Origin of the sequence: Ruminococcus sp. XPD3002 (assembly GCA_900119535.1) — a bacterium.
GTDB classification, from domain to species: domain Bacteria; phylum Bacillota; class Clostridia; order Oscillospirales; family Ruminococcaceae; genus Ruminococcus; species Ruminococcus flavefaciens_H.
Genome location: FPJT01000020.1, coordinates 48761 through 70810, shown reverse-complemented (window position 1 = coordinate 70810; position 22050 = coordinate 48761). Strand labels below are relative to the sequence as shown.

The 22050-nt window shown below is 44.2% G+C and carries 27 protein-coding genes and 3 tRNA genes; 1 reads left to right on the top strand and 29 read right to left on the bottom strand.

Annotation, left to right across the window (positions count from 1 at the left end):
* Entirely contained in the window at positions 1-156 is a 156-nt protein-coding gene (locus BT127_RS17390) for an IS3 family transposase (RefSeq protein WP_350339291.1), read from the top strand.
* A gap of 78 nt (positions 157-234) precedes the next feature.
* Here BT127_RS17390 and BT127_RS14555 read toward each other — a convergent pair whose 3' ends face one another.
* The 29 genes from BT127_RS14555 to BT127_RS14430 all read right to left on the bottom strand — a co-directional run bounded on the left by BT127_RS14555 (position 235) and on the right by BT127_RS14430 (position 22004).
* On the bottom strand, positions 235-663 hold the full coding sequence (locus tag BT127_RS14555) for a hypothetical protein (protein ID WP_075425700.1): 429 nt from the start codon (positions 661-663) through the stop codon (positions 235-237).
* Between the two features lie 28 nt (positions 664-691).
* Positions 692-1117 carry a DUF2178 domain-containing protein gene (locus tag BT127_RS14550; protein ID WP_075425699.1) on the bottom strand — a complete coding sequence of 142 codons (426 nt, stop codon included), beginning with the start codon at positions 1115-1117 and terminating at the stop codon, positions 692-694.
* 11 nt (positions 1118-1128) lie between these two features.
* The gene (locus tag BT127_RS14545; protein WP_075425698.1) at positions 1129-1335 is read right to left on the bottom strand and encodes a helix-turn-helix transcriptional regulator; all 207 of its coding nucleotides are present in this window, start codon (positions 1333-1335) and stop codon (positions 1129-1131) included.
* Complete coding sequence (locus BT127_RS17285) at positions 1325-1447, bottom strand: hypothetical protein (protein WP_318257278.1); 123 nt, start codon at positions 1445-1447, stop codon at positions 1325-1327. Before BT127_RS17285 ends, BT127_RS14545 begins: the two co-directional genes overlap by 11 nt.
* A 110-nt stretch (positions 1448-1557) precedes the next feature.
* Entirely contained in the window at positions 1558-2151 is a 594-nt protein-coding gene (locus BT127_RS14540) for a hypothetical protein (RefSeq protein WP_075425697.1), read from the bottom strand.
* Positions 2152-2169: 18 nt separating this feature from the next.
* Positions 2170-2526, bottom strand: a complete 357-nt coding sequence (locus BT127_RS14535) for a hypothetical protein (RefSeq protein ID WP_075425696.1) — start codon at positions 2524-2526, stop codon at positions 2170-2172.
* A gap of 153 nt (positions 2527-2679) precedes the next feature.
* On the bottom strand, positions 2680-2847 hold the full coding sequence (locus tag BT127_RS16970) for a hypothetical protein (protein ID WP_175541982.1): 168 nt from the start codon (positions 2845-2847) through the stop codon (positions 2680-2682).
* A gap of 719 nt (positions 2848-3566) precedes the next feature.
* The gene (groL, locus tag BT127_RS14530; RefSeq protein WP_075425695.1) at positions 3567-5195 is read right to left on the bottom strand and encodes a chaperonin GroEL; all 1629 of its coding nucleotides are present in this window, start codon (positions 5193-5195) and stop codon (positions 3567-3569) included.
* Between the two features lie 52 nt (positions 5196-5247).
* Complete coding sequence (locus BT127_RS14525) at positions 5248-5520, bottom strand: co-chaperone GroES (protein WP_075425694.1); 273 nt, start codon at positions 5518-5520, stop codon at positions 5248-5250.
* 590 nt (positions 5521-6110) lie between these two features.
* Positions 6111-8597, bottom strand: a complete 2487-nt coding sequence (locus BT127_RS14520) for a glycoside hydrolase family 94 protein (RefSeq protein WP_075425693.1) — start codon at positions 8595-8597, stop codon at positions 6111-6113.
* 186 nt (positions 8598-8783) lie between these two features.
* A complete protein-coding gene (locus BT127_RS14515; protein WP_075425692.1) occupies positions 8784-8987 on the bottom strand; it encodes a helix-turn-helix transcriptional regulator in 204 nt (67 codons plus the stop codon).
* Positions 8987-9475: a hypothetical protein gene (locus tag BT127_RS14510; RefSeq protein WP_075425691.1), complete on the bottom strand. Its 489-nt coding sequence runs from the start codon at positions 9473-9475 to the stop codon at positions 8987-8989. Before BT127_RS14510 ends, BT127_RS14515 begins: the two co-directional genes overlap by 1 nt.
* Before the next feature lie 89 nt (positions 9476-9564).
* Positions 9565-9987, bottom strand: a complete 423-nt coding sequence (locus BT127_RS14505; RefSeq protein WP_075425690.1) for a hypothetical protein — start codon at positions 9985-9987, stop codon at positions 9565-9567.
* On the bottom strand, positions 9987-10451 hold the full coding sequence (locus tag BT127_RS14500) for a hypothetical protein (RefSeq protein ID WP_075425689.1): 465 nt from the start codon (positions 10449-10451) through the stop codon (positions 9987-9989). Before BT127_RS14500 ends, BT127_RS14505 begins: the two co-directional genes overlap by 1 nt.
* Positions 10452-10702: 251 nt before the next feature.
* The gene (locus BT127_RS14495; protein WP_075425688.1) at positions 10703-11557 is read right to left on the bottom strand and encodes a helix-turn-helix domain-containing protein; all 855 of its coding nucleotides are present in this window, start codon (positions 11555-11557) and stop codon (positions 10703-10705) included.
* A 138-nt stretch (positions 11558-11695) separates the two neighbouring features.
* A complete protein-coding gene (locus tag BT127_RS16965) occupies positions 11696-11854 on the bottom strand; it encodes a hypothetical protein (RefSeq protein WP_173542070.1) in 159 nt (52 codons plus the stop codon).
* 285 nt (positions 11855-12139) lie between these two features.
* Positions 12140-13150 carry an aldose 1-epimerase gene (locus BT127_RS14490; RefSeq protein WP_075425687.1) on the bottom strand — a complete coding sequence of 337 codons (1011 nt, stop codon included), beginning with the start codon at positions 13148-13150 and terminating at the stop codon, positions 12140-12142.
* Between the two features lie 29 nt (positions 13151-13179).
* Entirely contained in the window at positions 13180-14007 is an 828-nt protein-coding gene (locus BT127_RS14485) for a DUF805 domain-containing protein (protein ID WP_075425686.1), read from the bottom strand.
* Positions 14008-14062: 55 nt separating this feature from the next.
* A complete protein-coding gene (locus BT127_RS14480) occupies positions 14063-15430 on the bottom strand; it encodes a citrate/2-methylcitrate synthase (protein ID WP_075425685.1) in 1368 nt (455 codons plus the stop codon).
* Between the two features lie 254 nt (positions 15431-15684).
* Positions 15685-16392: a hypothetical protein gene (locus BT127_RS14475; RefSeq protein ID WP_075425684.1), complete on the bottom strand. Its 708-nt coding sequence runs from the start codon at positions 16390-16392 to the stop codon at positions 15685-15687.
* A 12-nt stretch (positions 16393-16404) separates the two neighbouring features.
* Entirely contained in the window at positions 16405-17115 is a 711-nt protein-coding gene (locus BT127_RS14470; protein WP_075425683.1) for a hypothetical protein, read from the bottom strand.
* A 15-nt stretch (positions 17116-17130) separates the two neighbouring features.
* A complete protein-coding gene (locus BT127_RS14465; RefSeq protein WP_075425682.1) occupies positions 17131-17841 on the bottom strand; it encodes a leucine-rich repeat domain-containing protein in 711 nt (236 codons plus the stop codon).
* A 72-nt stretch (positions 17842-17913) separates the two neighbouring features.
* The gene (gene typA, locus BT127_RS14460; protein WP_075425681.1) at positions 17914-19734 is read right to left on the bottom strand and encodes a translational GTPase TypA; all 1821 of its coding nucleotides are present in this window, start codon (positions 19732-19734) and stop codon (positions 17914-17916) included.
* Positions 19735-19951: 217 nt separating this feature from the next.
* Positions 19952-20200, bottom strand: coding sequence for a hypothetical protein (locus BT127_RS14455; protein ID WP_075425680.1), 249 nt, complete (start codon positions 20198-20200; stop codon positions 19952-19954).
* Between the two features lie 114 nt (positions 20201-20314).
* A tRNA-Tyr gene (locus BT127_RS14450) sits at positions 20315-20400 on the bottom strand.
* A gap of 41 nt (positions 20401-20441) precedes the next feature.
* Positions 20442-20517, bottom strand: a tRNA-Thr gene (locus BT127_RS14445).
* A gap of 93 nt (positions 20518-20610) precedes the next feature.
* Positions 20611-20687 (bottom strand) — tRNA-Pro (locus BT127_RS14440).
* A gap of 162 nt (positions 20688-20849) precedes the next feature.
* Entirely contained in the window at positions 20850-21167 is a 318-nt protein-coding gene (locus BT127_RS14435) for a YtxH domain-containing protein (RefSeq protein WP_075425679.1), read from the bottom strand.
* Positions 21168-21281: 114 nt separating this feature from the next.
* Positions 21282-22004 (bottom strand): RsmE family RNA methyltransferase, encoded by a 723-nt coding sequence (locus tag BT127_RS14430; protein WP_075425678.1) that lies wholly within the window; start codon positions 22002-22004, stop codon positions 21282-21284.
* Positions 22005-22050: the final 46 nt, after the last annotated feature.

Below are 22050 nucleotides of genomic sequence, written 5' to 3'. Positions count from 1 at the left end.
ATCCTAAAAACAGAGTGTATTCACAGGACAAAGATCAAAACATTTGCCGATGCAAGACGGCTCATCGATGATTACATCTACTTTTACAATCACCAGCGCATTCAACTCAAAACAAAACTGACTCCGCTTGAATTGCGAAGCCAGTTCGTAGCTTAATTCTATTTGCCATAGGGGCTTTTTTGTGCTGTACGCACAATGTGGTGCGGTTCAAACAGGTGTCGGGGAGTTTTTGTTTCACATTTTTTTATTGTAGTATGCTGTTACAGCGACCGAAACAACTCCTATCAATATTATAACAAATGCAAGTGTCATAGACACAACAGGAGCAAAAAAGCCTGCTATTATCGCTGCAAGGGCTAATATCATGACCAGGATAGACGAAGATGTTTTTGCTGCTTCTTTCTGTATCAGCGTGTTCCTTTCGTCAGTCTCTGTTATGTATGCCTGCTTCAGCTTTTCATCGTTCTGAAGGAGCGGCATCAGTCTGAATATGTTAAAAACCGATACCGTCTCTGTGCCGCCGAAAACACCAAAGAGAATGCCTCTTGCATAATCAGGAGCACCTGTGATACGGATCAGTATAAAGTAGATAAAGAGTCCTGACATACAAAATATCGAACTAAACATGACTTTCCTTCTTATCTTTTTTCTGAATTCTTCCATAATTATCCTCCTTATAAATACTCGGTATTCACATCTTCTTATTGTAATAAGCCGTAACCGCAAAATAAACGATAAGAATAAACATCATACAGCAGGTAAGAACAATGCTTACTGTCATGCTGATGAATCTGAACACAATAGAAGCTATCAGCATACTTGCAAGAATAATAAAGAATGAAGCCTTTGCCGATTGAAGCGTTATCTGTTTTTTTCTTTCGTCAACGCTGTTGATGTACATTTCTTTCAATAGCTTTTCGTTCTTGAGCGCTTTCCTGTTTCTGTGTATATTAATCACCGAAATAGCTATCATAGCAGCAAAAAATCCGATTGTACCGTTGCCGTCACGATGATTCGGACTAAATACAACGACAAGAACTGCTCCTACTATCGAAAGAAATATAAAAAGCCAGTAAATGCAGTTACTTGTGACAAGTTGTTTTTTGAATTTTTCCATAATTATCCTCCTTAAAGGTTCTCATCGCCCTCGAAAATGAACAGTTCCTCTATAGTTATTCCGAAAAACTGTGCCGCTTTATGAGCAAGCGTAAGGGACGCATTGTATTTTCCGTTTTCCAGTGATATTATAGTCTGACGCGTGACGGACAGAGCGTCCGCAAGCTCCTGCTGAGTGACCTTCCGGGCCTTTCTCAGCTCCTGTATCTTATTTTTCACGTTTATTCTCCTTCTCTGCCGCGTTTCTGTAAACACCGAATACCGCAAGAGCTGTAGCTATTGCCACCCAAGGCAAAGCAGCAGTTATAAAATCATGTATATTTTCAAGCATACTGTTACCTCCTTAAATTGTAAAGTTAACTTTACTTATTCTGTAATAAAAGTATAGCACGCTTTACATATTTTGTCAAGCGCGCTATACATATTTTTATTATTTAATTATTATCCGAAATAAATGTAACTTATATCCGCTCCGTTCCCCAATCCTATCTCCTTCACATTGCCGTCCTCGAACTTAAAAAGCGGTATGTCCTTTTCGTCATACGAACGGTCATAATAGAAATACACATCACCGTCATGCGGGATATAGTAGAACACTACGTAGTTACCACACATCTCAGGGAACAGCTCCTCTGTATATTCGGCAATACTCTTTATATTCTGCCTGTCCTCAGCAGTCAGTTCGGGAGACTCTGTACGTATCGGATGCGCCTTTAATTCAAGCTGAGACTTGGTATAGCACACAGTTTCACCGTGCAGAAGATCACCGACACAGTAGCAAGGTACAGCATCTTTACTGTAATAGCTTTCGGATCTCACATTTTTCTTTCCTACAGCAGTAAGCATCGGCTCGGAAACAGGTATCGCTCTGTTGTTTTGAATTGCGTAGTAATACACATTTGAAAATATCATACCGCTGCTTGATCTCTTCTTCACGATGATATCAGCCGAAGCAAGCGTGAATATGAGATAGATATGCCATATGCCTATAACGCCGATTATAATGAGCGCTGCCTTGAAAGCCTTCTTTAACATATTATCACCCTCTCCGCTTCAGTTGAACACTATAAGGACTATAGCAAGTATTATAGCTGCCATTATACCCACGGCAGAAACTATCAGCAGCTTTTTACTGTGGCGTTCAGAAAAGTCCGTATTGTACCATAGGTGACAGCATATCTGGAACAGCAGGCATAACGGGAACACTGCTATAACACTTCCTACGACAATAAAAAGTACCATTGAAGCAAAAAATGCATCCAGTGCATAAAGCATTGAACCTAAGAAATCAAAGCCGGCAAAGGAATAGTATACCGACGCCACAAACGCCGCCGCAAGAGGCATCCACGATATAAAATATATGACTTTCACCCACTTAGGTCTTTCTTTTTTTACTGCTTCTTTTTCCATACGAGCCACCTCCTTGTACTGTTGTATATATTATATAATAAAGGAAGGTAAGTGTGAAGATGCCGTTTATCACATCACACCGTTACAAATGTCACTTTATCACCAAAATAAAAACGGACTCGAAAACGAGTCCGCAATTTCAGTCTGTCATCATCACTTTTTTGCCTTGTTTCTGATAAGATCACATGCGGATCTGAGCTTATTGTACTCATCTTCGCTGATCTTGCCAATGTGTCTTTTAATGCCCTGATTGTTTGCACCGCTTGTCATGCTCTTAACTTCTTCCGAAGCACGCTTGAAAGCTATCTCTGTTATACCCACTTCACTCTACTCCTTTCCGAAAAATGGCAAGGATAAAAAACAGCAGGGTAGTAGTGGTCAGAGGTAACACAAAAAGACTTCTCTGACAGGCAAAAGAAGATAGATAGAATATGCTGCGTCAAATACGCATATTTATTAACAATACACTGTTTTTTCATCCTTTATAAAAGCAGTCAAATGACTGCGGACGGTGCGCACCTGAAAAATGCGAACGTGCCATCGCTTGCAAACTGCGATATACACCGCCATATACAGTAAAACCGTATGAATCAATGATACCACATTTCTGACGTAAAGTCAACATTTTTCTGTATAACATTTTATACAAAATTACAACATTATTTTTAGTCATTTATCCAAGGTCATTTTCTGTTAATATAAATGTTTTATACAATATGTTTAGCTGTTTCGCATAACAAAAAGGCGGACCTTAAAAGGTCCGCCACAGCCTGTCAAAAAAGTATTGCTTCATCAGGGAACGCCCTCTCTTGCAGGGCATTCCCTCTTTCAAAACAGTCCACCGGACTGTTTTGAAATTCACCCTTTGCGGGGCGCTCTTCGTTTGTGGGACTCCGTCCCACACCCTGCCAAAGGCTCTGCCTTTGGAATCCGCTAAAGGGATAGTATCCCTTTAGAATCCCCAAAAAATGATTTCAGGCTTTTTTGATACACTAAGGCGGACCTTTTCAGATCCGCCATAATTATGCATTATCGATTTATCAATACATGCCGCCCATACCGCCTGCTTGCATTGCAGGTGCAGGATTCTCTTCCTTGACATCAGCAACAAGGCTCTCTGTTGTGAGTACCATTGATGCAACTGAAGCAGCGTTCTGAAGTGCGCTTCTTGTAACCTTAGTAGGATCAACGATACCTGCAGGGATCATATCTGTGTATACCTCGTTGTAAGCATCGAAACCATAGCCTAACTTGCGTGAACGTCTGATCTTGTCAACTATAACGCTGCCTTCAAGACCTGCGTTCTCAGCGATCTGACGTACAGGAGCTTCAAGTGCCTTAAGAATTATCTTAGCACCTGTCTTCTCATCGCCGTCCAGTGAAGGAACGAGCTTCTCAACAGCAGGGATAGCATTGATGAATGCTGTACCGCCGCCTGCTACGATACCCTCTTCAACTGCAGCCTTTGTAGCAGCGAGAGCGTCCTCGATACGGAGCTTCTTCTCCTTCATTTCAACCTCTGTTGCAGCGCCAACCTTGATAACTGCAACACCGCCAGCGAGCTTAGCAAGTCTTTCCTGAAGCTTCTCGCGGTCGAAATCAGATGTTGTAGTCTCGATAGCTGCACGGATCTGTGAAACTCTTGACTTGATATCCTTCTTATCGCCTGCGCCGTCAACGATGATAGTGTTCTCCTTCTGGATAACGATCTGCTTAGCCTGACCGAGCTGATCAATAGTAGTCTCGCTGAGTTCAAGACCGAGCTCTGAAGTAATTACTTCGCCGCCTGTGAGAACTGCGATATCCTTAAGCATTTCCTTACGTCTGTCGCCGAATCCCGGAGCCTTGACTGCTGCAACCTTGAATGTGCCGCGGAGATTGTTGAGTATGATAGTTGTAAGAGCTTCGCCCTCAACGTCCTCAGCAATGATAACGAGCTTCTTGCCCATCTTGACGATCTGCTCGAGAAGTGGGAGGATCTCCTGTATTGAAGATATCTTCTTGTCTGTGATAAGAACATAAGCATCATCGTAAACAGCTTCCATCTTATCAGCATCTGTTACCATGTAAGGTGAGATATAGCCTCTGTCGAACTGCATACCTTCAACAACTTCGCTATATGTCTCGGCAGTCTTGCTCTCTTCGATAGTGATAACGCCGTCAGCAGTTACCTTCTCCATAGCCTCTGCAATGAGCTTACCAACGTTCTCGTCAGCTGATGAAACTGTACCAACTCTTGCTATATCCTCAGAGCCTGAAACAGACTTTGAATTGTCAACGATAGACTTAACTGCTGTATCAACAGCCTTTGCGATACCCTTCTTAAGTACCATAGGATTAGCGCCTGCTGCGATGTTCTTCATACCCTCACGAACGATAGTCTGTGCGAGGAGTGTAGCTGTTGTAGTACCGTCACCTGCTGCATCGTTAGTCTTTGTAGCAACTTCCTTAACGAGCTGAGCGCCCATGTTCTCGAAAGCGTCCTCAAGCTCGATGTCCTTAGCGATAGTAACACCGTCGTTAGTGATGAGGGGAGCGCCGAACTTCTTGTCGAGGACAACGTTTCTGCCCTTTGGTCCCATTGTTATTCTTACTGTATCAGCAAGCTTGTCGATGCCTGCCTGAAGTGCTTTTCTTGCGTCTTCTCCGTACTTTATATCCTTAGCCATAACCGTAAAATCTCCTTTTTCTAAAAAATATCAGCGGTCAGTTCCGCATTACTTACTTTACTATTGCGAGAATGTCTTCCATTCTTACGATGATATACTCGTTGCCTTCAAGCTTTACATTAGTGCCCGAATACTTTGAAATGAGTATCTTATCGCCCTTTTTAACCTCCATTTTAACGTCGGTTGTTCCGGGACCAACTTCAACTACCTCTGCAACCTCAGGCTTTTCCTTTGCGGAACCTGAAAGGATGATGCCGCTCTTTGTAGTCTCTTCTGCTTCCGTCATTTTAACAACTACTCTGTCCTGTAATGGTTTGATAGTCATAATATATACCTCCTAAAATAATTATCTTTTCAAGTTTAGCACTCTCTTTCTCTGAGTGCTAATTATATTTTACCACCTTTTTATAATAAATCAAGACCATTCTGCAATTTTTGGAATTCTGCACAGTTGATATGTTTATATGTTGAATTTATTGTTGAAATGTTAGCCATACCGGTCATGATATTCCCCTGTTTCTCCCGTTTTCAATCATATGCCGTATTACTCGTTATATATACATATTAATAATACCTGATAGAACTGTCCGCACATGACAGTCAAAAAGGGCAGACTTTGCAGTCTGCCCTTCAGCTTGTTAAAAAAGTATGTCTTCATCAGGGAACGCCCTCTCTTGCAGGGCGTTCCCTCTTTCAAAACAGTCCACCGGACTGTTTTGAAATTCACCCTTTGCTGAGCGCTTATAAGGATATATGTGGGGCTTTGCCCCACACCCCACCAAAGGCTCTGCCTTTGGAATCCGCTAAAGGGATAGAATCCCTTTAGAATCCCCGAATTAATGATTTCAGGCCTTTTTGACACTCTTAAGGGCAGACTTTTGCAGTCTGCCCTTAATTATTTATTATTTCCAGCTATCAGCCGAGAACGATCTCAACTTCGTGAACGCCGCCATCGAAAACAGGGATGATGCAGCCTTCAACAGCCTTGCCGTCAACAGTCATTGACTTAACGCCCTTGTTTACGTGATCAGGGTTCTTGACAGTGATGTTGAATGTTGCGCCGCGGAACTTACGAACTGCTGTGAAGCCGTCCCATGCAGCAGGGATAGAAGGATCAACTCTCAGGCCGTCGAAATCAGGCTGTACACCGAGGATGTACTGTGAGATAGCTACCATGTTCCATGCAGCTGTACCTGTGAGCCATGAGTTCTTGCCCTGACCGAAGTTCTTTGCATCCTTACCGCCTATCATCTGACCATATACATATGGTTCAGTCTTGTGGATATCGGATGTTTCCTCAGTGAAAGCAGGAGCGATCTTGCTGTAATACTCAAATGCCTTGTCACCTCTGCCTACATAAGCCTCAGCACAGATGATCCATGCATTGTTGTGTGTGAAGATACCTGCGTTCTCCTTGTATCCGCCAGGATATGTGGAGATCTCACCGTACTGAATGTAGTACTTTGTGAATGCAGGGTTATTGAGAACGAGACCGTACTCGCAGTTGAGGTACTTGTCGATAGAGTTGAGAGTCTTGATATCAGCTCCAACGTCCTTACCGATCTCGGACATAACTGCGAAGCCCTGTGGTTCAATGAAGATCTTACCTTCCTCGCACTCCTTTGAACCCATCTTCTCGCCGTTAGCATCATAAGCTCTGATGAACCAGTCGCCGTCGAAAGCAGATTCCATAACGTTCTTCTTCATCTTGTCGATCTCTGCCTGAGCCTTAGCAGCTTCGTCATCCTTGCCGAGGTGCTTGAGGATGCCTACGTAAGCAGGACCTGTGTATGTGAAGAGTGCAGCAACGAATGCAGACTCAGCTATCTTTGAGTAGCCGCCCTCTGCTGCGAACTTAGGATTGGTGTAAGTCTGGAAGGACTCACCTGGAGTATCAGAGAAACATGAAAGGTTGATACAGTCATTCCAGTCAGCTCTCATTGCAAGCGGGAGACCGTGCGGTCCGAGGTTGTTAACGATGTGATAGAATGATACATCGAGGTGCTCGAGCATCTTGTGCTTGCCGTTTGGATCGTTGTCGAAAGGAACGTCAGCATCGAGGATTCCCCAGTCGCCTGTTTCCTTGATATAAGCAGCTACAGAAAGGATCATCCACAGTGGATCGTCAGAGAAGTCGCCGCCGATATCAGCGTTGCCCTTCTTTGTAAGAGGCTGATACTGGTGATAGCATCCGCCGTCTGAAAGCTGAGTTGAAGCGATGTCGATAAGTCTCTCTCTTGCACGCTCAGGGATCTGGTGTACAAAGCCGAGGATATCCTGGTTAGAGTCACGGAAGCCCATACCACGGCCGATACCGCTCTCGAAGTATGAAGCTGAACGTGAAAGGTTGAATGTTACCATACACTGATACTGGTTCCAGATATTTACCATTCTGTCAACCTTGTCATCAGGAGTGTGAACATTAAAGATAGAAAGGAGACTATCCCATGTATTGCGGAGCTCTTCAAGACCTGCTGCAACCTTCTCGGGAGTGTTGTACTTCTCGATCATTGCATAAGCCTTTTCCTTGTTGAGTACCCATGTCTCTCTTGTAAGGAGGTTTGCAGGCTTTTCTGAAGCGAACTTCTTGTCCTGTGGGTTCTCAGCATATCCGAGGATATAGATGAGTGTCTTTGACTCGCCGGGAGCAAGAGTTACCTTCTTGTAGTGTGAAGCAACAGGTGACCAGCCGTCTGCAAATGAGTTTGCAGGCTTATCAGTCATAACTGTCTCAGGGTTGCTCCAGCCGTTATAGATGCTTCCGAAGAATGAATCACGGTCTGTATCGTAGCCGTCGATATCGTCGTTTACTGTATAGAAAGCGTAGTGATTACGTCTGTCTCTGTATTCTGTTACGTGATATATAGTAGAGCCTTCGATCTCAACACGGCCTGTAGAGAAGTTTCTCTGGAAGTTTGTGCAGTCGTCCTGAGCATCCCAGAGACACCATTCAGCCATAGAGAAGATAGAGAAGTTCTTGGTCTCTTTGCCTTCGTTTGTGAGAACTACCTGCTGAACTTCGCCGTCGTAGTTCTGAGGAACGAAGAATGTTACCTCTGCCTTAAGGTCGTTTTTCTTACCTGTGATGATGGTATAACCCATACCGTGACGGCACTCATATGAATCGAGTTCTGTCTTTACAGGAGACCAGCCGGGATTCCATACTGTACCGTTATCGTTGATATAGAAGTAACGTCCGCCCATATCGATCGGAACGTTGTTATAGCGATAACGTGTGATACGTCTGAGACGTGCATCCTTATAGAAGCAATAACCGCCTGCAGTATTTGAGATAAGTGAGAAGAAGCCCTGATTACCGAGGTAGTTTATCCACGGATAGGGAGTTTTTGGGGAATTGATAACATATTCCTTATTTGCGTCGTCAAAAAAACCGAACTTCATAATAATACTCCTTTAATTTTTACGTGATGGCGGACATATGCAGTGCGAGTCCTGCAAAAACGTCCGAAAATGCGGATAGTCCGCGTGTGCTACCATTATACCATATTTTTCGATATAATACAATAGATTATGCAAAAATTGCTGTGTACTATTTTTATGTCAAATTTTGTGCAATATGCCTTACATTCACTCCTCAAAGGAGAAAAGTTCCTCGACAGTTGTGTGGAATACTGCCGCTATGTCCATTGCAAGCTTCAATGAGGGGTTATAGAGTCCCTTTTCAAGGCGGATGATAGTCTCGCGGCGGACTCCCACAAGATCAGCAAGCTCTCCCTGCTTCATGTCATACTTTGCACGGTATTCCTTCAGTTTTGTTTTCAGCTCGGGCATTACTCTTCCTCCATGCTGTTGTCTGAATCCAGACGAAGAAAATAAAAGCTGTTGCAGAAGTTAAAAAGCGAAAGTCCAATCAGAAATATCTGTACTATACCGTCCACACTGAGCTTTATGGTCAGTGTAGGTTCACCTTTTATCATTGTATAGAACATCAGGACACTCAGGCTTATAGCCGCCAGCGCTATGAATATCCATAATGTCGAGGAATATGCCTTGAGCTTGTTCATCTCTGAAAGCTCATCATCCTTTTCTATTCGACAATTTAGTATAAGTGTGACACTAATAAATGTAACTGCACACACTATCAGCATGAGAATGGTCGTAAAAACGCTTTTGCCATATATTACAAAGATTATGATTCTCGCAATAAGCAGAAGAATCGCAGTTCCTTCTGTAATAGCAATTGTTTTATGGAGCTGCCGCTGAGAAATTGCTCTTTTCTTGTTCTTTCCCAATATCGGAAATATATCTGTAGTTCTCATAATATTCTCTCCTCAATGTAATTATATTCTTACACTATTCATGTCATACTTTGCACGGTATTCCTTCAGTTTTGTTTTCAGCTCGGGCATTATTCTTCCTCCGTATCCTTGTTTGACACAGTGTCAAAGCACATGAATAGAAAGCTTCTCAGACTGATAGCACTCATCACCGTTATCCAGCAGAAATCAGAGCATATGAGTCCCTTTATCAGATAATCGTTCACGAGAACTGCTCCGAAAAGCACTATAAGCACAGCACACAGTATTATCCTGTTAGCTTTTGAAAGATTGTACTGCACCATTTCATCCTTTTTCTCAAGTGTATAGAATACGGACTGGACTACCGCCTGAAGCACAGCAAATATAGCCATTCCTATAAGTATGGAAAGCTTGTCGCCATATTCTCTGCCCTCTATCCTGTGAAAAATATATATCACTACAGGCGTGAAAAAAATAATGAATATTATCCTGTGAAAATCGCTGTAAGAGAACTTTTTCTTCGTCTTTTCCATTATTCTTCCTCCTCACCCTTCGGAGTTCTGTCAAGCCACAGAAATACCGCACTTTTTGCCGCCATATAGACTCCGCAGACAAATTGTCCGAACATCACAACATCACTGCCCTCGATGCTGAATTTGGGGTTGTCTCTCGCAGAACCAATAACATCCATAGTAATCCCGAAAACCAGTATCGCCAACAGTACAAAAAAGATCGCTGCAGAGCCTGCTTTGAGCATGAGCTCCCGGGAAAGCTCGTCTTCAGGCTGTTTTCTTCTGTTTAATGATACTCCGAAGATAAACATTATCATGCCTAAAGCGAAAGGGAAAAATATATTTGATATATTGTGCAGTACCTCGCTGTGCTGCATTTTTCCAAGCGCACCAATTATGAACATCAATACGATCAGGACACCAATTATAAAGTTGATGACCGACTGCGTTTTCTGGGACAATATTTTCTTTTCATTGCTTTTCATATCAGCATCTCCTTCCTATGTGATATATTCATCACTTTCTGTGACAATTATATCACCTGCATGTCAGTTTGTCAACAGAAAAAGTGACAAATTAATCACTTTTATAGGAGTGCACAAAGACCGCCCACTCTTTTTGTAAGATGTGATGCATTTGTCACATATCACTGGATTCCGTTCCCTAAAGATGTACGCAAAAAATCCGTCCGCTTATGCGGACGGACAAGTGCAGTATGAAGTTTTGTGTAAGAAAGCTATATGAATTCCAGCGAACTGCTGTTCCTTGCCTTGTTTATGACTGTATCGAAGTCACCGCAGAGCTCCGAGTATTTCGGCGTTTTGCCGATGCGAATGACTCCGCATCTCAGAGATACTGGGATAGTTTTTTCTTCCCATTCGATAGTATTTCCGTTGCATGAAAGCACCTTTTCGGCTATAGCACTGACCTTTTCTCTGTCACAGCTTGCAGTTACCATTGCGAACTCGTCTCCGCCTATCCTGAGGCAGAGCATATCCTCCTCTGCTGCTTCGTTTATCCTTCTGAAGGCTTCAAGTATGACCTTATCCCCTGCGGCAGAGCCGTAATTATCGTTAACGGGCATGAGGTCCACTATATCGAAGCAAAGTACATAGCTTCCTGCATTGTTTTTAAGGTGATCATAAAAATCGCTCACATCAAATTTCTTAACGTTCATAATAACATCTCCTTCAAAGTAGCTTCGGCTGAGTCTGGGGTAAAGACCGCAGTTCCCCTTCCATTCCTTTCGGAAGCGTGAGGGAGTTATCCCCCACACCTTGATGAAGGCACGGGTAAAAACCTCGTGGGAATTATAGCCGTACTTAACGGCAATATCCAGCACAGGTGCAGAGGTCTCTGTAAGCTCACGTCCTGCCGCTGTAAGTCTGCGTTTGGTTATATACTCCTTAAGGCTCATGCCTGTACAGTATTTCCATATCTTTTGCAGTGACGAAAGGGAATACATACATTCAGCGGCTATATCCTCCTGACGTATATCATCGCAGAGATGTTCCTCGATATATTCCAGTGCGGAAGAAAAAACCGTGAAATTATTTCTGAACATAGGGTTCAGGCTGTTCTCGTTATCCATATCGCCACCTCCTTTTTCGGGAAACGTTTCCTTGATCTTATTATATCACGTCCATACAGGATAATCTTGATGTTTTGAGCAAAATAAATCTTTCATATCATGAAACGGCAGAGGGCACTTAAAAGAAGTGCCCTCTCATCAATAATTCTCTATATAGTCTATCTGGCTCGAATTTCTGTCAGTGACAGTACCGAAGCTGTCCTCCGATGCATCACTGAATTTGCTTACAATGAACCATATCAGTGCAATAGCCGCCGCTATAATGAGAACCTTTACGATCAATTCCTTCAAGTGCATAACATAACCTCCCAAAGATAAAGTGACGTCCTTTTGAAGGTATTATACCACTTGCACAGCAGGCATTCAATATTTTATTCATAAATTATTCATTAATTATTCCTTAAGCACTCCACCGAAGTCCTGATGAGCCGCACTTTCTCTCCGCTCTGAAACAACAAAGGGCGGATAGCTCCGCCCTGTTTAAGTTATATTCAGTCTCCGTAGGTGTAGGTTCCGCTGATCTGACCATAGAGATACGCTATAGATATTTGCATATCAATAGCGCTTCTACTGTTTGCTTTATCAGAGCTTTGTGAAGAATCTCTGATGTGTTGCGAATTCCTCGCCCGGCTTCACCTCTCTGTATCCTGTTACGTCAGCAGGCATATCAAGGTTCGGAGCATCTATCATAGCAGTCATCGGCTCGGGACAGAAATAGTGGTTGAATCCGCGGTCATTCCAGATTATCCAGAATCCGTACTCCTCTGATACCTCGTAGCAGAGCTTCTTGCCGCTCGCCTTGTCCTCAGCGATAACGCCGTGGAACTTCTGTCCGTCCAGAACAGCATCCCCTGCAATATACATCTCGTTGTCAACGACCTGAAGTACGGGCTTCTTTTCGCCGTTCTTGTATTCAAGGTCGGACATTGAAGGATCTGCAAGCTCACCTGTAGGCAGACAGCGCTCGTTAAGGAGACATCTCTTGCCTATCGGCACTGTAAGACGGATATCCTCCTCCTTGCCGCCGTCCACGAATGGAGAATTGATAGTTGTATGTGATGCCAGAGACATAGGAAGTACCTTGTCGGAAGTGTTGATGAACTTTATATCCTGCTCCAGACCATACTCAGAAAGAGTGAATGTATACTCAACTACGAACTTAACAGGAAGATATTTGAAGAACTCGTCCTTATCGTCATACACATAGCGTGTCTTTACCCATGCACAGTTGCTGTCGGAGTTATACTCAACTACCTGATGTGTCCTCTTATGCAGAAATCCGTGGATGTGGTTGTTGTAGGGAGCTTTCTCATTTACGGGAAGCTGATATGTACCGTCGGATGTACGGAGAACACCGTCTGCAAAACGGTTAGGCAGATAGAGGGTAGGAAGTCCCCATACCTCTGCGGACTGCTTTATAACATCCGCTGTATTGCTGCTGTTGAAGCGGAAGAACTCCACTCCGTTCACATTGTCGTGAAGACGGATCACATTTGCGCCTATCTCATATGCAACGAGTGCTTCATAGCCGCCTGCTTCAAGCTTCACGCACTTTATATCATTGAATTCTGTAAGCTGTGCATTGTTTGACATAGTTTTTCTTTCCTTTCGATATTAAATCATCAATACGGAGCTCTGCCGTACTGGTTCTCTGTTGACTGACTCGGCTGGCAGAACAGAACGATAAGATATATTGCAAGTCCAAGCGGAATAAGTCCGAAGAAAAGCATGACTCCAAAGCTTGCACCAAAAGAGGATGGTGCCGAAGTTCCGTTCAGTGAATCAATCAGTGCAGCGCCAACGCTCACTAAAGTAATTATAGCCCAGATCACTGCAACTACATAACTTATTACGTAGATCTTGCCTGACTTGCCGATGTCATGAAGTCTTCTGAAAGCAATAGCCATACCCGGTATAAAGGAAGCCAGTCCCCACAGCAGACCGAACATACTCGTATCAAGCGCCTTGTCAAATCCGTTGCATATTGCATTGATTATAACTATAAAAAGATAAGCATACCAGTATTCGCTTCTTGTGGAACGTCCCTTGAAGTTGACATAGTTCTTGAAGAAGAGCTTGATAGCTCCCACAAAATCGGTATAAACAGGTGAATCATCCCTGTCAGCAGGAACATGGCTTATAGGTGCGCCGTAGGACACACCGCCGTAGGTCGTCTCTGTAGGTCTGAAAGCCGCAGGCTTCGGCTCAGGTCTTGCGCCTGTTCCCGAAGCTGTATCCGAACCGTATGGCTTAGGACCGCTTGCTGTAGGTTCGCCGAGGGACGGCATATCATCAGGCTGCTGTGAGACAGGATCGGGTGCATTGCCGATGTTCTGCTGTGGAACTATGTCCTCCAGTGAAGGCATATCAAAAACGCCCATGTCCGCTCCGCAGTTGGTGCAGTATTTTACTGTATCAGCTACCTCTGCTCCGCAATATTTACATTTCATAGTTTATTCTCCTCTATATCATTTATTTAACCCGTTTTTCGGGCCATTAACTTTATCAGTCGATACGGTTCTCCATATCGGTGTAGCTCCTCATGGGAGATATTGCCTTATACGCAGGACGTATTATCTTGTTCGAGTTGATAAGCTCCTCTATGCGGTGAGCCGACCAGCCTGATATTCTCGAAACTGCAAAAATAGGTGTAAACAGCTCATCGGGTATACCGAGCATACGATAAACAAAACCGCTGTAGAAGTCCACGTTAGCGCAAACGCCCTTGTATATTCGTCTTTCCTCTGCAATAACATCGGGAGCGAGACGCTCTACCAGTGAATACAGCATGAATTCATCATGGCGTCCCTTTTCCGAGCTGAGTTTCTCAACGAATCCCTTGAAGACCTTTGCCCTCGGATCGGACTGTGAATATACCGCATGTCCCATACCGTAGATGAGTCCTGCACGGTCAAACGCCTGCTTGTGGAGAAGCTTCTGTAGGTAGTTCCTTACCTCGTCCTCATCCGTCCAGTCGTTGACGTTCTTCTTCATATCGTCGAACATCATTGCGACCTTGATATTGGCACCGCCGTGCTTAGGTCCCTTAAGCGAGCCAAGTGCAGCAGCTATCGAGGAATAGGTATCCGTACCCGAAGAAGATACAACATGCACCGTAAAGGTGGAGTTGTTTCCGCCGCCGTGCTCTGCGTGAAGAACGAGTGCAAGGTCGAGTATACGAGCTTCCAGCTCTGTGAACTGCTTATCGGGACGAAGCATGTAAAGCAGATTCTCGGCAATAGAAAGGTCAGGTCTCGGATCGTGGATAAAGAGACTTCCTCCGTCGCGGGAATACTTATACGCATTGTATCCGTACACAGCCAGAACAGGGAAAAGTGTTATAAGCTCTATACACTGGCGGAGTACATTTGGTATCGATATATCATTTGCATTATCGTCGTATGAATATAATGCAAGAACGCTCTTTGCAAGGGTGTTCATCATGTTGTCGCTGGGAGCTTTCATGATAACGTCTCTTGTGAATGTAGAAGGAAGCGAGCGGAAATCTGCAAGAAGCTTCTTGAATTCCGCAAGCTCATGCTCTGTAGGCATGTTTCCGAAAAGGAGAAGGTATATAGTCTCTTCAAAGCCGAAGCGCTTTTCCTTGATGAAGCCCGAGACTATGTCCTCTACATCTATACCGCGGTAATACAGTTTACCGTCCCCGTGATTGGGCATATCATCACCCGTATCGAGGACCTTGATAGTGCTTATATTAGTCAGTCCTGCCACTACGCCGTTTCCGTTGATGTCACGCAGACCGCGTTTAACGTCATACTGTGTGTATAATTCAGGATCTATCCTGTAGCCGTCCATTGATTTTTCTGCAAGACGTGCTATTTCCGGTGTTACTGCTGAGAATCTGTAATCCATATTCCGCCTTCTTTCATTTTTATTACTCCGATGCGGTGTATTTGCGGCGATATGCCGCAGTCTGTAAGTATTATACAATACTGAGTGTACAATATCGGAACGATAATACTATTATAAATTATTTCACCAAAATTGTCAAGCATAAAGCATTGTTTGAATACAATTTAAACAAGTTTTTCCGGCACAGATGTTGAATATATCATTTGATCTGGAAAAAGAAAAAGGAGCAGTAAAAACTGCTCCCTGTGATCGTTTTATACAATATAATACTTTCCGTCTATTTTATACTCGTATAATGTCAGCGCATTTCCCGAACGGTTTGAAAAGAGAAGTGAATCGCCGTTATTGTTCTTGTATGTTGCATCGACCTCGAGCGCATATCGCTCTGTTATCTTGTCAATTACAGAAGGATCAAGCTCCTTAAGCTCATCGTCCTTGACATCGAAGCCGTACTCATTATTGCTTCCGTCAAATACAATGCACTTGTCTATCATTATGTAATCGAACTCGAAGTCCTCACCGATAGTATCCTTGAATATATCGTAATAATTTGCCATGAAAGCGTCGGAGGTGTCCGCATTCGCCTTGCTCAATATGTCCTTGAAAGAAGCAGGATAATAAGCCTTTTCCATAAGCTCTCCGCTCTTTTCGTTAACAGCTTCAAAATAGTCGTTCACAGGATAAACGGAAGGATAGGTACCGTCCTCTTCACGTTTAAGGTAACGGTTATCGAACTCTATCCACAGCTGGATATTGCTGTCTGTTTCAGGCTTGAGCTGTGTTACGCTTGCACCGTAAGGCATGTCCTCGGCCGCAACATTAGCACCCTCGGGGATATTGGCAGAAACCATGTTGTTGCGTGAACTGCTTGACGAATTCTTCCCGCTGCTGCATCCTGCACATGCTGCAAGGATAGTACCGGACAGTATAACTGCCGCAGTTCTTATCAGACCTTTGTTCATTTTACTTCCTCCTTAGCCGAAAGTATAATAATTTCCGTTCTTTTCGGCAAAAACTATCTCATAGTCGCTTATACTGAGGTTTTCCTCTTCACCTGCTTTGGTCATGACGGAAAACAGAAGTATATCCATTGAATCGCACTCTTTTTTCACTGCTTCATAGTAATCGGTCTCGAAAATATTGTCGAGCGACTCGAAAAATCCTGCAAACGGATCATAGTTTTCATCCGTTGTGGGCTCAGCAGTTCCTTTTTCCTCAGCTTCGTCCTCGAGAGAGGTGACACGAATACGTGTTATGGTATAGTCATCGCCTTTTGCAAGCTCTTTCAGGTTTTTGCACTGGCTCTCGAAGGAATGTTCAAGGCCATAGTTATAGTTTTCCTGAAGGTAAGCTTCCATTTTCTCTGCATATGAAGGCAGAAGCATACTCTTATACGTATCAAAATCGCCGTGTTCAAAGCTCAGAAAATACTTTTCAAGTGCAAGGATCACGTCATCGCTGTATTTCTGATCGTCATAATACAGCTTTATACCGCTGTCACTTATCCTGTAGTTTCCGAGGCTTGCTTCTTCGGAATCCTCAGCAGGTACTACCAGTTCGCCTACACCTGAAGTGGGTATGGCATCAGTATCCACCGAGATATCCGTCTGACGCAGACCGCATCCGCCTGTTACAACAAGACACGCAGATACGAGCAGTGCTGATATTAAACTATTTCCTTTCATAGGTGTTTCCTCCGATCAAGAAAGCTCCTGTGCAGCAAGACCTTTAGCGGTGATCCAGTTATATGCCGCAGATCCTGCAGGAGCGTATACTGTAAGCTGAGGGAGTTCTTCGAGTCCCCAGTTCTCATACGCAAGGTCGGGATTTTCTATATAAAGCTCTGTAAGAGCCTCGCAAGCGGTAAACGCTTCTTCATGAACATATTTCACTGTTGCCGGAAGTCTTACAGAAGTAAGCGATGTACACGAAACAAATGCGCCGCGGTCCACTCCTTCAAGAGCAGTCGGTATATTGATCGATGCCATAGAACCGCAGTCCATAAAAGCGCCTTCACCGATGATCTTTACAGACTCGGGAAGCGTTACGGAAGTTATGTCATACTTTGCCTCGAAAGCATAATAGCCTATTTCCGTAACAGGAGCACCGCCAAGAGTATCAGGTACGGTAACATCTGTAAGCTCGCCTGTATATCCTGTTACCACAGCACCGCCGTCAATGATCTCATAGGAGAAATCGGCAGTCTGTTCGATATCTCTTTCACGCTCGGTAGGCTTTTCCAAAAGGATATTGCCCTCGGGATCTATTATAAGCGGTTCTGTTTCGGGCTCTGTTGCTTCTTCGCTAATATCGGCAGAGCTTTCGGAGACGGGTTCACTTGCCTTTTCTCCGCAGCTCCATGCAGCCGAAAATATCATAGCAGCCATAGCCGCAAGAATGATCTTCTTCATTATATATTATCTCCATTATCTGCAAGCAATATGTTATGAATGTGTTGATTTTATGAAATCTCAGTATATTTATCAGGATTTCGCCCTTGTTTTTGCTCTCTGACTGTTGCTGAGTATTCTCTTGCGTATTCTGAGGCTCTCGGGAGTTACTTCAAGAAGCTCGTCATCAGCAAGGAATTCAAGGCAGTCTTCAAGGCTGAGTATGCGGTGAGGTACAAGACGGAGAGCGTCATCGCTTCCGCTTGCACGGGTGTTTGTAAGGTGCTTTCTCTTGCACACGTTAACTACAAGGTCATCTGTCTTAGGTGAAGCGCCTACTACCATTCCCTCGTATACGGGAGTACCTGCAGGTATAAAGAGCTGACCTCTTTCCTGTGCATTGAACAGACCGTAAGTTACAGCCTCGCCTGTTTCAAATGATACGAGTGAACCTGTGCTTCTGCGGTCGATATCGCCCTTATAAGGCTGATAGCCGTCGAATACGTGACTCATGATGCCTTCGCCCTTTGTATCTGTAAGGAATTCGCTCTTGTATCCGAAAAGTCCTCTTGCAGGTACAAGGAACTCGATACGCATACGGCTTCCCTGCGGGTGCATAGTAACGAGTTCGCCCTTACGTGTACCCATTTTCTCCATTACAGAACCTACGCAATCCTCCGGAACGTCGATAACGAGTCTCTCGATAGGTTCAAGCTTTCTGCCGTTCTCGTCCTCTTTGTAAAGAACACGGGGAGTTGATACTGCAAGCTCATAGCCCTCACGACGCATATTCTCGATGAGAATTGAAAGATGCATCTCGCCTCGTCCTGCAACACGGAAGGAGTCTGTAGACTCGGTCTCGGTTACACGGAGGGAAACGTCTTTGAGGAGTTCCTTGAAGAGTCTCTCACGAAGCTGACGGGAAGTTACGAACTTACCCTCTCTTCCTGCGAAAGGACTGTCATTTACAGAGAATGTCATCTCTACGGTTGGTTCGCTTATCTTTACGAAAGGAAGCGGCTCGGGAGCGTCAACTGCACAGATAGTATCGCCGATAGTGATATTCTCGATACCCGATATCCATACGATATCGCCTACATGTGCCTCCTGTACGGGAACACGGTTGAGTCCCTGTATCTGGAGAAGTGAAACGATCTTGGAGTTGTAATTCTTCTTGCTTCCTGTATAGTCGCAGACAGTTACCTGCTGATTCACCTTGATACCGCCTCTTACGATACGTCCGATACCGATACGTCCGACATACTCGTTGTAGTCAATGGAAGAAATGAGCATCTGGAGAGGATCGTTCTCTTCACCGTGAGGAGGTTCGATATAGTTGATGATAGTATCGAACAGCGGCTTAAGGTCTGTACCTGCCTCATACTGGCTGAGTGAAGCTGTACCGCTTCTTCCAGAGCAGAAGAGGAGCGGACTTTCAAGCTGTTCCTCGCTTGCATCAAGGTCAAGGAGAAGTTCCAGCACCTCATCGCCGATCTCGTCAAGACGAGCATCTGGACGGTCTATCTTGTTAACAACGATAATTATCTTATGTCCCATTTCAAGAGCCTTTGAAAGAACGAATCTTGTCTGAGGCATAGGACCTTCAGCAGCGTCTACCAGAAGAAGAACGCCGTCGACCATTTCCAGAACTCGCTCTACCTCGCCGCCGAAGTCAGCATGTCCGGGAGTATCGATGATGTTTATCTTTATGTCATTGTACATTACAGAGGTATTCTTCGCAAGGATTGTGATACCTCTTTCGCGCTCGATGTCGTTAGAGTCCATAACACGCTCTGCAACTGCCTGATTCTCACGGAAAACTCCGCCCTGCTTGAGCATCTCGTCAACGAGGGTAGTTTTACCGTGGTCAACGTGGGCAATAATAGCAATGTTTCTCAAATCGTTTCTGATCATACTTATCTCTCCTGTATATTAATTCTTTATTTACCTTACGAATATCAAGTTTATCCCCTTTTTTCCAGCAATTCCTTGTGACCTCATATACTTTTCTGCACAATATCAGCCGATTTCCGTGCAAAAGCACTTTTCCTCCTAACATAAAAAAGTCCCTGCTCGTGAGCAAGGGAACTTTTTCGGGACTGCATCCGCAGCCATTTTCGTCAGCTTAGTCTTACTTGTCAGATGACTTATCGCCTGTTCTGATAGCGTAAACATTCTCAGAGATCTCAGCAAGTACGAGAAGTGCGCCGATTCTGATGATATAACCGCAGATCTCCTTAACAAGGCTGATGAGTGTTGAGAGAATGCTGCCGCTGCCGTGATAGCGGATAAGGCTGATGATGTCGCTGATAAGAGCGAGAGCTGCAAGAACAAGCAGTAATAAAATTGCAAAATCCTTGACTGTTTTTGTCCAGTTCATAACTCAAAACCTCCATAAAAAAAGTATAACTCAATTATACCACATCAAAACGGCAATGTCAACACAAAAAAGCCGTAATGACACAAGAAAACCCCGATAAGATCGGGGTCTTGCTGGTGGGAGAGGGTGGATTCGGACCACCGAAGCTGAAAAGCAACAGATTTACAGTCTGCCCCCTTTGGCCACTCGGGAACTCTCCCATATTGTTTCAAAAAAATTTACCGACTGATATCGGTAAAATTGGAGCTGGTGGACGGACTCGAACCCCCGACCTGCTGATTACAAATCAGCTGCTCTACCAACTGAGCTACACCAGCTTAACTGACTTAATTATTATACCACAAATCAAACCGTTTGTCAAGCACTTTTTTGAATTTTTTCAAAAAAGTTTTTTCTGTCGGAAATGATGATGGTCGAGGCGACAGGACTCGAACCTGCGGCATCTTGGTCCCAAACCAAGCACTCTACCAAACTGAGTTACGCCTCGTTATCGACCGTTTGAATCAGACAGCTTTTATATTATACCAGAGTCAGCACGGTTTGTCAATAGAAAACCACAGATTTGTAAATTGTTACAATTCCCGTCAACATTTGTGCCAATTGTTGTGATTAAAATAGCTGCCGTATGTCCACGGCAGCTATATTCAACTTAGAATTTCTTCTTTATATCGTCGATCTTGTCCTCGACAGCATCCTTTACATCATCGATCTTGTCTGCTGCTTCGTCAACAGCATCCTCAACTGCATCCTTTACATCCTCAGCTGCGTCTTTAACGTCGTCAGCAAGATCCTTAGCTGAATCACTGATATCGAAGTCTACAGACTCGTCCTCATCGTAAGGATCCGGATAATCATAGACATCGTCCTCATAATCCGAGTCGCCGTTATCGCTCATCATCTTTGATACAACATATCCAACAGCTGCACCTGCAGTTGCTGCAAGTAATCCTAATAAAAGCTTATTCATTTTAATCCTCTTTTCTTCGCAAGTTATAATAGAAATTTGAGATGCCGAGCCGCTTGCGATCGGTTAAGATCAGCTAAATATATTATATCACACTATTTTACAAATTTCAACTGATCACATATTATTTGTTAAAAACATCAAAATTGAAAGGGCTGTTATTGGTGCAGTTTCACAACGAAGGATCCTTTTACCAAGCCAGACCTGTATCGCTCCTATGTCAACGGCAGCCTTTGCTTCTTCCGCATCAAAACCGCCTTCGCTTCCGATGACCAGTCCCACTGTTTTTGCACCTTCAAGGTCGGCATTTCCGAAGGAACAGCCTCCCTGTTCCTCATACAGGAGAATGGTTCTGTCCAGTTCGCTCATCATGGCGAGAGCCTGTTTATACGTCACCAGTGGCTTCACCTCGGGTATCATCCCTCTTCCAGACTGCTTTGCGGCTTCTTCGGCTATCTTATTCAGTCTAACCAGCTTTTTGGAGAAGTCCTTCTCGTCGGGACGGGATATACAGCGCCTTGTAAGCACGGGCACTATGCGATGAACTCCGAGCTCCACGCTTTTCTGGATTATATGCTCCAGCTTGTCGAGCTTAGGAACAGCCTGAAACAGCGTCACCTGAACACTCGGCTCAGCAGCACAGCGTTCCTTGTTTATCAGTTCGAGATAGACTGTATCAGAGGTTATCTGAGATATGCGGCAATTGTAGTCCACTCCGCAGCAGCACACGGTTATCTCCTCACCTGTACGCATCCTCAAGGAACGTCCGATATGGTGAGCATTATCGCCGATAAGGGTTATATTCTCCTCATTAATCTCATCAACAAAAAATCTGGGCATTGCATGCTGCTCCTCTCATGATAATTCTTTTCCGAGTCTTTTGCTC

What these genes read in the sequence shown, in the direction of transcription:
- BT127_RS14555 (WP_075425700.1), bottom strand. Translation starts at nt 663, where the DNA reads ATGGAAGAATTCAGAAAAAAGATAAGAAGGAAAGTCATGTTTAGTTCG.
- BT127_RS14550 (WP_075425699.1), bottom strand. Translation starts at nt 1,117, where the DNA reads ATGGAAAAATTCAAAAAACAACTTGTCACAAGTAACTGCATTTACTGG.
- BT127_RS17285 (WP_318257278.1), bottom strand. Translation starts at nt 1,447, where the DNA reads ATGCTTGAAAATATACATGATTTTATAACTGCTGCTTTGCCTTGGGTG.
- BT127_RS14540 (WP_075425697.1), bottom strand. Translation starts at nt 2,151, where the DNA reads ATGTTAAAGAAGGCTTTCAAGGCAGCGCTCATTATAATCGGCGTTATA.
- BT127_RS14535 (WP_075425696.1), bottom strand. Translation starts at nt 2,526, where the DNA reads ATGGAAAAAGAAGCAGTAAAAAAAGAAAGACCTAAGTGGGTGAAAGTC.
- groL (WP_075425695.1), bottom strand. Translation starts at nt 5,195, where the DNA reads ATGGCTAAGGATATAAAGTACGGAGAAGACGCAAGAAAAGCACTTCAG.
- BT127_RS14525 (WP_075425694.1), bottom strand. Translation starts at nt 5,520, where the DNA reads ATGACTATCAAACCATTACAGGACAGAGTAGTTGTTAAAATGACGGAA.
- BT127_RS14520 (WP_075425693.1), bottom strand. Translation starts at nt 8,597, where the DNA reads ATGAAGTTCGGTTTTTTTGACGACGCAAATAAGGAATATGTTATCAAT.
- BT127_RS14515 (WP_075425692.1), bottom strand. Translation starts at nt 8,987, where the DNA reads ATGCCCGAGCTGAAAACAAAACTGAAGGAATACCGTGCAAAGTATGAC.
- BT127_RS14510 (WP_075425691.1), bottom strand. Translation starts at nt 9,475, where the DNA reads ATGAGAACTACAGATATATTTCCGATATTGGGAAAGAACAAGAAAAGA.
- BT127_RS14505 (WP_075425690.1), bottom strand. Translation starts at nt 9,987, where the DNA reads ATGGAAAAGACGAAGAAAAAGTTCTCTTACAGCGATTTTCACAGGATA.
- BT127_RS14500 (WP_075425689.1), bottom strand. Translation starts at nt 10,451, where the DNA reads ATGAAAAGCAATGAAAAGAAAATATTGTCCCAGAAAACGCAGTCGGTC.
- BT127_RS14495 (WP_075425688.1), bottom strand. Translation starts at nt 11,557, where the DNA reads ATGGATAACGAGAACAGCCTGAACCCTATGTTCAGAAATAATTTCACG.
- BT127_RS16965 (WP_173542070.1), bottom strand. Translation starts at nt 11,854, where the DNA reads ATGCACTTGAAGGAATTGATCGTAAAGGTTCTCATTATAGCGGCGGCT.
- BT127_RS14490 (WP_075425687.1), bottom strand. Translation starts at nt 13,150, where the DNA reads ATGTCAAACAATGCACAGCTTACAGAATTCAATGATATAAAGTGCGTG.
- BT127_RS14485 (WP_075425686.1), bottom strand. Translation starts at nt 14,007, where the DNA reads ATGAAATGTAAATATTGCGGAGCAGAGGTAGCTGATACAGTAAAATAC.
- BT127_RS14480 (WP_075425685.1), bottom strand. Translation starts at nt 15,430, where the DNA reads ATGGATTACAGATTCTCAGCAGTAACACCGGAAATAGCACGTCTTGCA.
- BT127_RS14475 (WP_075425684.1), bottom strand. Translation starts at nt 16,392, where the DNA reads ATGAACAAAGGTCTGATAAGAACTGCGGCAGTTATACTGTCCGGTACT.
- BT127_RS14470 (WP_075425683.1), bottom strand. Translation starts at nt 17,115, where the DNA reads ATGAAAGGAAATAGTTTAATATCAGCACTGCTCGTATCTGCGTGTCTT.
- BT127_RS14465 (WP_075425682.1), bottom strand. Translation starts at nt 17,841, where the DNA reads ATGAAGAAGATCATTCTTGCGGCTATGGCTGCTATGATATTTTCGGCT.
- typA (WP_075425681.1), bottom strand. Translation starts at nt 19,734, where the DNA reads ATGATCAGAAACGATTTGAGAAACATTGCTATTATTGCCCACGTTGAC.
- BT127_RS14455 (WP_075425680.1), bottom strand. Translation starts at nt 20,200, where the DNA reads ATGAACTGGACAAAAACAGTCAAGGATTTTGCAATTTTATTACTGCTT.
- BT127_RS14435 (WP_075425679.1), bottom strand. Translation starts at nt 21,167, where the DNA reads ATGAATAAGCTTTTATTAGGATTACTTGCAGCAACTGCAGGTGCAGCT.
- BT127_RS14430 (WP_075425678.1), bottom strand. Translation starts at nt 22,004, where the DNA reads ATGCCCAGATTTTTTGTTGATGAGATTAATGAGGAGAATATAACCCTT.